This is a genomic window from Streptomyces sp. NPDC025784, assembly GCF_055558435.1.
Genome location: NZ_JBVHMN010000014.1, coordinates 258,678 through 271,977, shown reverse-complemented (window position 1 = coordinate 271,977; position 13,300 = coordinate 258,678). Strand labels below are relative to the sequence as shown.

General features: G+C 72.1%; 10 protein-coding genes. 9 read left to right on the top strand and 1 reads right to left on the bottom strand.

Features of this window, described 5'->3' with window-relative positions:
- Window positions 1-580: 580 nt before the first annotated feature.
- The 4 genes from ACZ4IF_RS29525 (at window position 581) to ACZ4IF_RS29510 (ending at window position 4,830) form a co-directional block, all read left to right on the top strand.
- A complete protein-coding gene (locus ACZ4IF_RS29525) occupies window positions 581-1,570 on the top strand; it encodes a malate dehydrogenase (RefSeq protein WP_345656284.1) in 990 nt (329 codons plus the stop codon).
- 204 nt (window positions 1,571-1,774) lie between these two features.
- Window positions 1,775-3,451 (top strand): hypothetical protein, encoded by a 1,677-nt coding sequence (locus tag ACZ4IF_RS29520; protein WP_467568131.1) that lies wholly within the window; start codon window positions 1,775-1,777, stop codon window positions 3,449-3,451.
- Window positions 3,451-3,813, top strand: coding sequence for a hypothetical protein (locus tag ACZ4IF_RS29515; RefSeq protein WP_467568129.1), 363 nt, complete (start codon window positions 3,451-3,453; stop codon window positions 3,811-3,813). The genes ACZ4IF_RS29520 and ACZ4IF_RS29515 overlap by 1 nt, the downstream gene beginning before the upstream one ends.
- A gap of 33 nt (window positions 3,814-3,846) precedes the next feature.
- Window positions 3,847-4,830 (top strand): hypothetical protein, encoded by a 984-nt coding sequence (locus ACZ4IF_RS29510; RefSeq protein WP_467568127.1) that lies wholly within the window; start codon window positions 3,847-3,849, stop codon window positions 4,828-4,830.
- Here the strand turns inward: ACZ4IF_RS29510 and ACZ4IF_RS29505 are convergent.
- Window positions 4,827-5,753, bottom strand: coding sequence for a bifunctional helix-turn-helix transcriptional regulator/GNAT family N-acetyltransferase (locus ACZ4IF_RS29505; RefSeq protein ID WP_467568125.1), 927 nt, complete (start codon window positions 5,751-5,753; stop codon window positions 4,827-4,829). The two genes, ACZ4IF_RS29510 and ACZ4IF_RS29505, sit on opposite strands and share 4 nt — an antisense overlap.
- 298 nt (window positions 5,754-6,051) lie before the next feature.
- Here ACZ4IF_RS29505 and ACZ4IF_RS29500 point away from each other — a divergent pair, with 298 nt between their 5' ends.
- From ACZ4IF_RS29500 to ACZ4IF_RS29480, 5 genes are all read left to right on the top strand, one after another.
- The gene (locus tag ACZ4IF_RS29500; protein ID WP_467568161.1) at window positions 6,052-7,563 is read left to right on the top strand and encodes an aldehyde dehydrogenase family protein; all 1,512 of its coding nucleotides are present in this window, start codon (window positions 6,052-6,054) and stop codon (window positions 7,561-7,563) included.
- A gap of 76 nt (window positions 7,564-7,639) precedes the next feature.
- Complete coding sequence (locus ACZ4IF_RS29495) at window positions 7,640-9,163, top strand: GMC family oxidoreductase (protein WP_467568123.1); 1,524 nt, start codon at window positions 7,640-7,642, stop codon at window positions 9,161-9,163.
- Complete coding sequence (locus ACZ4IF_RS29490) at window positions 9,163-10,356, top strand: quaternary amine ABC transporter ATP-binding protein (protein WP_467568120.1); 1,194 nt, start codon at window positions 9,163-9,165, stop codon at window positions 10,354-10,356. The genes ACZ4IF_RS29495 and ACZ4IF_RS29490 overlap by 1 nt, the downstream gene beginning before the upstream one ends.
- The gene (locus tag ACZ4IF_RS29485) at window positions 10,356-12,299 is read left to right on the top strand and encodes an ABC transporter permease (protein WP_467568118.1); all 1,944 of its coding nucleotides are present in this window, start codon (window positions 10,356-10,358) and stop codon (window positions 12,297-12,299) included. Before ACZ4IF_RS29490 ends, ACZ4IF_RS29485 begins: the two co-directional genes overlap by 1 nt.
- Before the next feature lies 1 nt (window position 12,300).
- Complete coding sequence (locus tag ACZ4IF_RS29480; protein ID WP_359494065.1) at window positions 12,301-13,257, top strand: ABC transporter substrate-binding protein; 957 nt, start codon at window positions 12,301-12,303, stop codon at window positions 13,255-13,257.
- Window positions 13,258-13,300 lie beyond the last annotated feature (43 nt).

Here is a 13,300-nt window from a genome sequence, read left to right as displayed (position 1 = left end):
CGCCCGTTGCAGCCCTCGTGTGGTCCGGTGTGTCGGTGCGGTGGGTTGGTGGCGTCGTCCGCAACGGGCATGTGATGCACCGGCACGGCCCCTTCGGTGAGAGGGCGACTGCGGGTGCGTCCATCGCGGGTTCCCGCCGGCCTCTGGAGCCGGGGGCACCCTTCAGCCCGTCCGGCGTTCGCGGAAGCCGTTCAGGCCGATCGGGGCCGGGGACGTGTGGAGGGTGCGGGAACGCGGGGGCATGGTCCGAAGGGATGGGGGCAGGCGTCCCGTACCCCACGGGATCCGGCGTCGTCCGGGAGGGGCGACCCTCCCGGACACCGCCCCGGTGACCCCGATGGCGGCCGCCGCGCCCCCTCTCCCGGGCCGGCGGCCGCCACCGCTCGGGCGGTCTGTGGGGTGGGCCACACGAACCCGGACGTCCGGGGTGCTGGAGGCGCGATAGCCTGACGGGCGGATCTCTCTTGACGCCGAGAGATCGATCATCGGAACCTTTGATCGATCATTGCGGTGGTTGCCAGGGACGATCCTGCACCCGGGGCAGGGACGCCCCACCGCCAGCTGTCATACGGAGAACGCCATGACCCGCACTCCCGTGAACGTCACCGTCACCGGCGCGGCCGGCCAGATCGGTTACGCCCTGCTCTTCCGCATCGCCTCCGGCCAGCTGCTCGGCGCGGACGTGCCGGTCAAGCTGCGCCTCCTGGAGATCACGCCGGCGCTGAAGGCCGCCGAGGGCACCGCCATGGAGCTCGACGACTGCGCCTTCCCGCTCCTTCAGGGCATCGACATCACGGACGACCCGAACGTCGCCTTCGACGGCACCAACGTCGGTCTGCTCGTCGGCGCCCGCCCGCGTACCAAGGGCATGGAGCGCGGTGACCTCCTGGAGGCCAACGGCGGCATCTTCAAGCCGCAGGGCAAGGCCATCAACGACCACGCCGCGGACGACGTCAAGATCCTGGTCGTCGGCAACCCGGCGAACACCAACGCGCTCATCGCGCAGGCCGCCGCCCCGGACGTACCGGCCGAGCGCTTCACGGCCATGACCCGCCTGGACCACAACCGCGCGCTGACCCAGCTCGCGAAGAAGACGGGCAGCACGGTCGCCGACATCAAGCGTCTGACCATCTGGGGCAACCACTCCGCCACCCAGTACCCCGACATCTTCCACGCCACGGTCGCCGGCAAGAACGCCGCCGAGGTCGTGGGCGACGAGAAGTGGCTGGCCGAGGACTTCATCCCGACCGTCGCCAAGCGCGGTGCCGCGATCATCGAGGCCCGTGGCGCGTCCTCCGCCGCCTCGGCCGCCAACGCCGCCATCGACCACGTGTACACGTGGGTCAACGGCACCGCGGACGGCGACTGGACCTCCATGGGTATCCCGTCGGACGGTTCCTACGGTGTGCCGGAGGGTCTCATCTCCTCCTTCCCCGTCACCACCAAGGACGGCCAGTACGAGATCGTCCAGGGTCTGGACGTCAACGAGTTCTCCCGCGCCCGCATCGACGCGTCGGTGAAGGAGCTGGAGGAGGAGCGCGAGGCCGTGCGCGCCCTCGGCCTCATCTGAGCCACCCGCACCTGCGTCGGCCCCCGCCCGGGAAGCGATTCCGGGCGGGGGCCGACGCGTGCGTAGGGAAAGTACGTATCGAACATGCGTGCTTTGTCGCCATAAAGAAGGGTGCGACAGGGGCAGACCTCACTATCGTCGTGACGTGCGAGCCGCCCAGGGAACCGGGGGGCGGCCGGGGGAAACACGGCGGGGGTGGTCCCAGTGACGGGATCCGGGCGACGGTACGCGCACAGCGAGGCCACTCGGCTGCTGTGCGCCGGGGCCCATCTGGATTCGGCCTTCCGGGCCAGGGTGATCGACGAACTCGTCGGGCACGAGGAGCGTCCCGCGGCGCCGTCCCTCGGTGTGGACGTCGTCGCCGTGCTCGCCCACGCGTTACGGGCGCGCCGCCGGGAGGCGTCGACGGGGGTCGCGCTGCTCGTGATCTGGGCCTCGTTCCTCGCCGTGGAGACGTCGGTGGCGGATCCCGGGGGCATCGCGATGCTGTCCGGCTCCGTCGCGGTGCTGTACTACGCGTCGGTCTGCGTGCTCCTCTGGCTCGCGCGGGCCGCCTCCGGCTGGGGCACGACGATGTACGCCGTGAGCCGGGACGAGACCGCACGCCTCCACCTGCCGCGGCGGGCCACCGCCTGGGGACTCACCTTCGTGGCACGGTTCCTGGAGCTCGGCTACTGGACCTACGCGCTCGCCAGCCTTCCCGACGACCCCTTCGCGCTGCTCTTCCCGCTCCTGATGGCCTTCGTGGTCGGCGTGCACCGTGCCCGCGTGGCCGAGGTCATGGGCGTCGAACTCGCCCGTGACGCCTTCGCCCGCACCTCGGTCCCGCTGCCCAGGGGGAGCGAGCGCGAGACGCGCATCGCGCGTGCGGTCACCTGGGAGCAGCACGCCGGCGTCGCGCTCTACGACGCGTACCGCCCCTTCGTCGGGGTCGGAAAGCCGTACGAGCCCTGGTCGTTCGCCATGGAGATCACCCCCGCCCGCAAGCCGGGGGACGGTCTGGACGGACTTCTGCCGGATCAGCGCGTCGACGGGTCGGCGAACGGGCAGCGGACCGCGGTGCGGCTGACGAACCGGCAGATCCTCGACCTGGTCGTGCCGAAGCTGGAGGCGCTGCGTGATTCCGCCGCGCGGACCAGCCGGGACCGGCTCAAGGACCTGGAGGCGGAGGAATTCGTCTATCTGCCGTCGGGGGTGGGCCGGTACGAGGGCGTGTACGAGCCGTCCTCCGCCCGGGCGCACCTCGACGGGGCGGTGGACGAGGGCGGCGAGGCCCGCCGCCACTTCCTGCGCATCCGGATCGGCGCGTGGGACGAGCAGGTCGTGGTGTCGGTACTGGTCCGCGTGCACACCCAGGGCGGCATGCTCGTCCTGGAGGTCGTGCCGCACGTCCTCGGGCCGGTCGAGGAGGAGTACCGGCGGGTGGACGCCATCGCCGCCGCCCGGGACGGCGGAACCCGCCGTGAGGTGGTGCGGACCCTGCTGTCCGCCCCCGCGACGGGCGTGGTGGCCGGACTGTCCGGGCTGTTCACGCTCGTCCAGTGCCTGCGCATCTGGCTGTCGCGGCCCGAACAGGCCCCGCCGGACGCGCCGTTGGTGTCCGTGCGGGAGATGGGCAGCACCGATCGCCTGTCCCTCTTCCAGGAGATGGACGTCAGCCGCTACATCAAGACCGTCCAGGACCGCATCGCGAGCGGGGTCCGTGAGGCGCTGCGGCGCAGCGGCTGCGAGACGGGACTCTTCGAGCAGAACATCGTCAACGTCGCCGCGGGCGGCCAGTTCATCGGGCAGATGAGCGGCGGCAACGTGGTGGGCCGGATCAGCAGGAGCGCGGTCGCCATGGGCAGTGGCGGAGCGTCGTACACGGAGGGGGACCAGTGATGAGCGACGGTACGGACGGACGGGTCGGGCGGATCACCCGCAGCGCGGTGAACTTCGGTGACCACGGCAGGGCCGAGTACCACGAGGCGCCGCGCGCGAGCGCCGCCGACGGGACCACGGCGGAGCTCCTGGAGGCGGTGCGCACCCTGCGGGACCATCTGCGACTGCTCACCGCGACGGACGACACGACCGGACTCGACGGCGAACTCGCCGTGGTGCAGGGAGAGATCGAGCGGACGGGCCGGGCGGACCCGGCGCGGCTCGGGCGGCTGCGTATGCGGCTGGAGACCGCCGCGGCGGCGGTCGCGGGGCTGGCCTCGACGGCGGCCGTCGTGCAGGTGATCACACAGCTCGCGGGCTAGCGGCAGCGGTCCGGGAAGAACGGGGGTGACGAGATGACACAGCGGTGGGACGCGGACCGTCAGCGGTGGATCGACGACGACGGCACCGGCGTGCGCGACGGGAGCGGCGCCGCGGGCGGATCCGGTGCCGCGGGGGCGCCGCCGGACGCGCAGGCGCAGTGGTGGGCGTCCGCGCCGACCCAGGCGGGGACCCTGCGCCCGGACGGGTATCCGCCCGCGGTTCCTCCCCCGCCGCCGCAGCTCCCGCAGCAGCCGCCACAGCAGGTGCCGTACCCGTTTCCGCAGCCGCCCGTGCCCGGTCCGGCGCCCGGCGGAGGCCGCCCGCGCGCCGGCGGGACGGACTCGCGTCGGCTGCTCGTGGTGATCGTGGCGGTGGCCGTCCTCGCGGGCGGGGTGGGCGGCGGAGTGTGGGCGCTGACCAGGGACGACAAGGGCGGCCGTACGGACGCCGGGGCGTCGTCGCCGGCGGTGACCGTCACGGCCACGCAGCCGGCGCCCCCGCAGGAGACCGGGCAGGCCTCCGGCAGCGACGACACCTTCGCCGACTCGGCGCAGCCCACCGTCGCGGCACCCGCGCCCGGGTACAGCCGGGCGGTGGACCCGGTCGGCTACACGGTGGACGTGCCGGACGGGTGGGCGCGCAAGGAGGAGCGGGGGAAGCTGGCGCAGGTCGTCACGTACACGTCCCCCGGGGGCGACCGCAGGCTGATGCTGTTCGAGGTCAAGGAGAACTCCCTGGCCGAGTCGATGGACAAGGCCGAGACGATCTGGGGGAAACTGAACGGCTATCAGTTCCTGGGACGGCAGGCGGGCTCCGACTGGATCGAGGTCACCTACCGTTACGACAGCAAGGACCACGGACCCACGCACGTCATCGACCACCGCTTCCGGGCCGCGGACGGCACGTTGTACGCGATCAACGCGAGCGGTCCCGAGGGTGGTGACATGACCGGTGACCTGACGACGGCGGTGAACTCCTTCTGCCCCACCGGCGCCGACTGCGCGAACGGTGCCTAGGGCTTTGCCGTAGGGGACAGCCGCTTCTCGAACCAGTGGGCCGCGTACACGTTGTCGTCGTACCGCGGGATCTCCGTGTACCCGCACGCCCGGTACATGGCCTGCGCCTCGGTGAGCACCGCGTGCGTGTCGAGCCGGACGACGGTGCAGCCGAGTGCGGCGGCCTGCTCCTCGAGGCCGCGCAGGACGCGTCGCGCGAGGCCGAGGCGGCGGGCGTCGGGGTGCACCCACACGTGCCGGATCTCGCCCACCGTCGGTTCGAGGCGGCGCAGTGCCCCGCAGGCCACGGGCCGTCCCTCCTCGTAGGCGACGAGGAAGGCGCCCGAGTCGCCCGACACCTCCTGGGGCCGGACGAGGGCGGCGGGGTCGAATCCCTCGGGGAAGCGGGCGTCGATGTCGGCGGCGTAGGCGGCGAGGCAGTCGCGGGCGTCGCGCGAGGCGCCGTCGACGCGTACGACCGTGATCGAGGCGAGCCGCAGGAGTCGCTGGGCGGCACCGAGGGCGGCGGTCAGTTCGTCCCGCTGCCGTCCGCCGAGTCCGGCGAGCAGTCCTTCCGCCAGTTCGTCGGCCAGCCGGTTCTGCTCGCTCACCTCGGTCCGTCCGGCCGCGGTGAGTTCGGCGACCCGCAGCCGGTTGTCGTCCGGGTGGACCGTCACCCGGACGAGCCCCTGTGTCTCCAGGGCTCGCACCATGCGGCTCAAGTACCCGGCGTCCAGGCCGAGTCGGCTCCTCAGGTCACGCAGCGAGGCGCCCTCGGCGCCGATCTCGAACAGCAGCCGGGCCTCGCCGAGCGGGCGGTCCTGGCCGAGGTAGTGGTCGTCGAGCGCGCCGATGCGGCGGGTGAAGTAGCGGTTGAAGCGGCGCAGCGCACGCACCTGGTCGGTCGACGGGGGCGCTGACGGGTTCGCTGTCACGGGCTCCATATTTCTTTGACTTTAGTCAAGGAAAAGTCGGACGTCCAGGGTGTGGTGGGTCCGGGGGCCCGGTACCCGTGCACGGGGTGTCGGGCTCGCCCGGGGCCGAGCTCCTGACTTCCGGTCACTCTCGGTAGAGGATTTCGGCCGTTCTGGTCCGATTTGATGGGACTTTTCAGTGACCCGGGGCACTTTTGGTGACCGGTTGTGCATGCATCCGGGGCCGGGGGGCAGGTGCTCCCGGTCCCCAAGGGCGACATGCGTGTGACCCAGGGGCATGGAACAGGAACGGAAGGCAACACCGATCATGGCCGGACAGCAGGCAGAACAGACCATCCACGTGGGCGGCGAATGGCGCGACGCCGTCTCCCGCGCCACCCGCGAGATCCTCGATCCCGCCGATGCCAAGCCGTTCACCGTGATCGCGGAGGGTGACGAGCGGGACGCGGACGCGGCCGTCGAGGCGGCCCGCCGCGCCTTCGACGAGGGCCCCTGGCCCCGCACCCCCACCGCCGACCGGGCCGCCCTGCTCCGCCGCGTCGCCGACCTCCTGGTGCGCGACCGCGAGGAGCTCGGGCTGCTCGAGAGCCGTGACGCGGGCAAGACCGTCGAGGAGGGCCGCGTCGACATCGACTGCGTCGCCGACGCCTTCCGCTACTTCGCCGATCTCGTCGTGGGCGAGGGCGGCGGGCGGGTCGTGGACGCCGGAACCGACGAGGTCCACAGCGTCGTCGTGCACGAGCCGGTCGGCGTGTGCGCGATGATCACCCCCTGGAACTACCCGCTGCTCCAGGCCAGTTGGAAGATCGCCCCCGCGCTCGCCGCCGGGAACACCTTCGTCGTCAAGCCGAGCGAGATCACCCCGCTGACGACCGTCGCCCTGATCCGGCTGCTCGCCGAGGCCGGACTCCCGGCCGGCGTCGCCAACATCGTCACCGGGCCCGGCCAGAGCGTCGGCGCTCGCCTCGCCGAGCACCCCGGCGTCGACCTCGTCTCCTTCACCGGCGGGCTCGTCAGCGGGACCAAGGTCGGCCAGGCCGCCGCGGCGGGCGTCAAGAAGGTCGCCCTGGAGCTGGGCGGCAAGAACCCGAACGTCGTCTTCGCCGACGCCTGCGCGACCGAGGAGGGCTTCGACACCGCGGTCGACCAGGCCCTCAACGCCGCCTTCATCCACAGCGGCCAGGTCTGCTCGGCCGGTTCGCGGCTCATCGTCGAGGAATCGGTCCGTGAGCGGTTCGTCGCCGAACTCGCCCGCCGGGCCGCCCGGATCAGGCTCGGCCGCGGCACCGAGGACGGCGTCGAGTGCGGCCCGCTCGTCTCCGAGCAGCAGCGCGAGAAGACGGAGGCATACGTCGCCTCCGCGCTCGCCGAGGGAGCGGTGCTGCGCTCCGGCGGCAAGCGGCCCGAGCCGTCCGACGTGCGGCCCGCCACCGGCTACTTCTACGAGCCGACCGTCCTCGACCAGTGCCACCGCGACATGAAGGTCGTCCGCGAGGAGGTGTTCGGACCCGTCCTGACGGTGGAGACCTTCCGCACCGAGGACGAGGCCGTCGCTCTCGCCAACGACACCGAGTACGGGCTCGCCGGCGCCGTCTGGACCGCCGACGCGGGCCGCGCCCGGCGCGTCGCCGGACGGCTGCGGCACGGCACCGTCTGGATCAACGACTTCCACCCCTACCTCCCGCAGGCGGAGTGGGGCGGTTTCGGAAAGAGCGGTGTGGGGCGCGAACTCGGACCGGCCGGTCTCGCCGAGTACCGCGAGACCAAGCACGTGTACCAGAACCTGGCGCCCAAGCCGGTCCGCTGGTTCGCGGGCTGACACCGGTCCCGCCCGGACCGGCCGCGGTCCGGCCCTCGACGCACCCCCCACCACCCGCACCTTGGAGCACGACCACATGCACGAGAACACGTACGACTACGTCGTCATCGGCGGCGGCACGGCGGGCTCCGTGATCGCCTCCCGCCTCACCGAGAACCCCGACGTCACCGTCGCCGTCATCGAGGGCGGCCCCAGTGACGTGGACCGCGACGACGTCCTCACCCTGCGCCGCTGGATGGGCCTGCTCGGCGGGGAACTCGACTACGACTACCCGACGACCCCGCAGCCGCGCGGCAACTCGCACATCCGGCACAGCCGCGCCCGGGTGCTCGGCGGCTGCTCGTCCCACAACACGCTGATCGCGTTCAAGCCGCTGCCGTCCGACTGGGACGAGTGGGAGGCGTCGGGGGCCGAGGGCTGGGGCGCGGTGCCGATGGAGGCGTACTACGCGCGCCTGCTCAACAACATCGTCCCGGTCGACGAGAAGGACCGGAACGCCATCGCCCGCGACTTCGTCGACGCCGCGCAGACGGCGCTGGGCGTGCCGCGCGTCGAGGGCTTCAACAAGAAGCCGTTCACCGAGGGCGTCGGCTTCTTCGACCTCGCCTACCACCCCGAGAACAACAAGCGGTCCAGCGCGTCCGTGGCGTACCTGCACCCCGTCATGGACCAGCGGCCCAATCTGACGATCCTGCTGGAGACCTGGGCGTACCGGCTGGAGCTGGACGGGACCCGCGCGACCGGCGTGCACGTGCGCACCAAGGACGGCGAGGAGATCCTCGTGAGCGCGCGGAACGAGGTCGTGCTGTGCGCGGGCGCCGTGGACTCGCCGCGGCTGCTGATGCACTCCGGCATCGGGCCGAAGGAGGACCTGGAGCGGCTCGGCATACCCGTCGCCCACGACCTGCCCGGGGTCGGCGAGAACCTGCTCGACCACCCCGAGTCGGTCATCGTGTGGGAGACCGACGGCCCGATCCCCGAGAACTCCGCGATGGACTCCGACGCGGGCCTGTTCGTCCGCCGGGACCCGGAGCACCAGGGGCCCGACCTGATGTTCCACTTCTACCAGGTCCCCTTCACGGACAACCCGGAGCGACTGGGCTACGAACGCCCGGCCCACGGCGTCTCGATGACCCCGAACATCCCCAAGCCGCGCAGCCGCGGCCGGCTGTATCTCACCAGCGCCGACCCGTCCGTCAAGCCCGCCCTGGACTTCCGCTACTTCACGGACGAGGACGACTACGACGGGCGCACCCTCGTCGACGGCATCAAGATCGCCCGTGAGATCGCCAAGTCCGAGCCGCTGGCCGGCTGGCTCAAGCGGGAGGTGTGCCCCGGCCCAGGCATCACGGACGACGAGGAGCTCAGCGCCTACGCCCGCCAGGTCGCGCACACCGTCTACCACCCCGCGGGCACCTGCCGCATGGGTGACCCGGCCGACGAACTCGCCGTCGTGGACCCCGAGCTGCGCATCCGCGGCCTCGACGGGATCCGGATCGCCGACGCGTCCGTCTTCCCGACCATGCCCGCCGTGAACCCGATGATCGGGGTGCTCATGGTCGGGGAGAAGTGCGTCGATCTGATCGGTGGTGGTGAGTGATGAGTACGGCAACCCTCCAGGAGAACAAGGCCGTCGAGCCCGTCTTCTCCGTGCACAACCTGTGGAAGGTGTTCGGCCCGAAGGCCGAGCGCGTCCCCGCGGACCCCGAACTCGCCGCGCTCGCCCCCGCCGAGCTGCGCTCGCGCACCGGCTGCACGGCCGCCGTCCGCGACGTCGGCTTCGACGTCCGCAAGGGCGAGGTCTTCGTCGTCATGGGCCTGTCCGGCTCCGGCAAGTCCACCCTGGTCCGGTGTCTGACGCGGCTCATCGAACCGACGTCCGGCAGCCTCGCCATCGACGGCGAGGACGTCCTCGCCATGGACCGGACCCGGCTGCGCGAACTCCGCCGTCACCGTGCCGCGATGGTCTTCCAGCACTTCGGCCTGCTGCCGCACCGCACGGTCCTCGACAACGTCGCCTACGGCCTGGAGATCCAGGGCGTCGGCAAGGAGGAGCGCCGCACCAGGGCCGCGGAGATCGTCACCAAGGTCGGCCTGGAGGGCCTGGAGCAGCGCAGGCCGGGCCAGCTCTCCGGCGGTCAGCAGCAGCGCGTCGGCCTGGCCCGCGCCCTCGCGGTGGACCCGGAGGTCCTGCTGTTCGACGAGCCGTTCAGCGCGCTCGACCCGCTGATCCGGCGCGACATGCAGGAGGAGGTCGTCCGGCTGCACCGCGAGGAGGGCCGCACGATGGTCTTCATCACCCACGACCTGAACGAGGCCCTGCGCCTGGGCGACCGGATCGCCCTGATGCGCGACGGCAGGATCGTCCAGCTCGGCACCCCCGAGGAGATCGTCGGCTCGCCCGCCGACGACTACGTACGGGAGTTCGTCCGGGACGTCCCGCGCGAGCAGGTCGTGACCGTCCGTAGCGCGATGCGGGCGGCGTCCGCGCACGAGGCGGGCAGCGGTCCGGCCCTGACACCCGACGCGACCGTGTCCCAGGCGATCGAGGCGGTGGCCCGGACCGGCGCCCCCGCCCGGGTCATGGACGGCGGCCGCTGCCTCGGCGTCGTCGACCACGAGCGTCTGCTCGGCGTCGTCGCCGGGACGCGGTCCGGTGCGGGTGACGCGGCGCAGACCGAGTCCGGGCGTACTGACGCGGCCGGGAGCGGGTCCGCTCTCGGCGCGCCCACCGGAAGCGGGTCCGACCTCGGCGCCGCCGCCGGAACGGAGCAGGACGAGGAGGTGGTCTGATGGCCACCGTCACCGCGCCGCTCGCCCCCTCCCGGATCGGCGGACTGCTCAGACACCGGGCCGTCGGCAAGCTCCTGCTGCTCGCCGTCGCCGCGGCCGTCGTCGTACCCGTCCTCGACTCCCGCTGGGCCAGTGGCACCTGGCCGCACGCCCTCACCGTCGACCTCGGCGGGCCGCTCGGCCGTACCAGCGACTGGATCATCGACAACCGCGACAGCCACCCGCTGTTCCTGTACTTCTTCGGGTACGTCAGCAATGCCGTCGTCCTGGCCGTGCGCGCCGTCTACCTGGTACTGCTCGCCGCCGGCTGGGCCGGCGTGACGGCCGTGGCGGCACTCGTCGCCTGGCGGACCGCCGGCGTACGGCTGGCGCTCGGCACGGCCGCGGCGTTCCTCGCCTGCGGCGTGCTCGGCATGTGGGTGCCCACCATGCAGACACTGGCGCTCATGGTGGTCGCCGTCCTCGCGTCCGTCGTCCTGGGCGCACTGCTCGGCCTGGCCGCGGGCCTGTCCGACCGCACGTACCGCGCGCTGCGGCCCGTCCTGGACACCATGCAGGTCCTGCCCGCCTTCGCCTATCTGCTTCCCGTCGTGCTGGTCTTCGGCATCGGCGTCCCCGCGGCCGTGCTCGCCACCGTCGTCTACGCCGCCCCGCCCATGGCCCGCCTCACCGCGCTCGGCCTGCGCGACGCGGACACCGGCGTGATGGAGGCCGTCGCCTCGCTGGGTGCCACCGCCCGTCAGCGGCTGACCACCGCCCGGCTCCCGCTGGCCCGCAAGGAGCTCCTGCTCGGCCTCAACCAGACGATCATGATGGCGCTGTCCATGGCCGTCATCGCGTCCGTGATCGGTGCGGGCGGCCTCGGTGACCGCGTCTACCAGGCCCTCGCCTCCGTCGACGTGGGCGCCGCGCTCGCCGCCGGCATCCCCATCGTGCTGCTCGCCGTCGTCCTGGACCGGGTCACCGCCGCCGCGGGGGAGCGGCTCGGCGAGTCGGAACGCGCCCTCGCGCCCTGGGCGTACGCCGTGGCCGCCGCCGTGGCCGTCGCGGTCGTCGGACGCCTCGCCGGCCGTCTCGACTGGCCCGGATCGTGGGTGGTGGGCATCGCCGAGCCCGTGAACCGGGTCGTCGACTGGATGACGAACCACCTCTACTCCGGCGTCCCCGTCATCGGGGGCACCGCCGACTGGGCGGGCCACTTCACGACCTGGGTCCTCGACCCGCTCCGGGACGGCCTGCTGTGGCTGCCCTGGTGGTCGGTCCTGCTGATCGTCGCCGCTCTGGCCTGGCTGATCGGCACCTGGCGCACCGCGCTCACCGCCGTCCTCGCCATGGCCGCGATCGGCGTGCTGGGCGTGTGGAAGCCGTCCCTGGACACGCTGTCTCAGGTCCTCGCGGCGGTCGCCGTGACCCTGGTGCTGGGCTTCGCCACCGGTATCGCGGCGGCGCGCAGCGAGCGCGTCGAGCGACTGCTGCGGCCCGTGCTGGACGTCTTCCAGACCATGCCGCAGTTCGTCTACCTGATCCCGGTGGTGGCGCTGTTCGGCGTGGGCCGCGCGCCCGCCGTCGCCGCGGCCGTCGTCTACGCCCTGCCCGCCGTGGTCCGCATCACCACCCAGGGGCTGCGCGCGGTGGACCCCGCCGCGCTGGAGTCGGCCCGCTCGATGGGCGCGACCAGCGGGCAGCAGTTGCGCCAGGTCCAACTGCCGCTGGCTCGGCCGGCCCTGCTGCTCGCCGTCAACCAGGGCGTCGTGCTCGTCCTCGCCGTGGTCATCATCGGCGGTCTCGTCGGCGGCGGAGCGCTCGGCTACGACGTCGTCTTCGGTCTGGCGCAGGGCGACCTGGCGACCGGACTGGTCGCCGGCGCCGCGATCGTCTGCCTCGGCCTGATGCTCGACCGGGTGACCCAGCCCACCGAACGCCGCGCGAAGAAGGGAGCGTGACATGCGACTTCGTACCACCGCCGTGGTGGCGGGCGGATCGGCGCTCCTGCTGCTGACCGGCTGCGGCGCCGCCGACATGACCAAGCAGGCCTCGCCGTTCGCGAACGCCCAGGGCGCGAAGACGGTCACCCTGTCCGTGCAGTCCTGGGTGGGCGCGCAGGCCAACGTGGCCGTCGCCCAGTACCTGCTGGAGCACGAGATGGGCTACCGCGTCGACACCGTCCAGGTCGACGAGGTGCCCGCCTGGGACGCGCTCAGCCAGGGCCGCGTCGACGCGATCCTGGAGGACTGGGGCCACCCCGACCAGGAGAAGCGGTACGTCGACGACAAGAAGACGATCACGAAGGGCGGGCAGCTCGGGGTGACCGGGCACATCGGCTGGTACGTCCCGACGTACTTCGCCGAGCAGCACCCGGACGTGACCGACTGGAAGAACCTCGACAAGTACGCCGACCAGTTGCGTACGGCCGAGAGCGGCGGCAAGGGCCAGCTCCTGGACGGCTCCCCGTCCTACGTCACCAACGACAAGGCGCTGGTGAACAATCTGAAGCTGAACTACCAGGTGGTGTTCGCGGGTTCCGAGGCGGCGCAGATCACCCAGATCAAGCAGTTCGCCAAGGAGAAGAAGCCCTTCCTCACCTACTGGTACTCCCCGCAGTGGCTCTTCGAGAAGGTCCCGATGACGGAGGTGAAGCTCCCCGCCTACAAGGAGGGCTGCGACGCCGACGCCGCGAAGGTCGCCTGCGCCTACCCGCACACCCCGCTGCAGAAGTACCTCAACACGGACTTCGCGAAGAGCGGCGGCAAGGCGGCGGACTTCCTGAAGAAGTTCAAGTGGACGACCGAGGACCAGAACGAGGTCTCCTTGATGATCGCCAACGACAAGCTGACGCCCGAGGAGGCGGCGAAGAAGTGGGTGGGCAGCCACGCGTCGACGTGGCGGGCGTGGCTGCCCTGACCCTGCCTGCTTCCGCAGGCCGCCCCGCCGGAGTCCCGCCGGC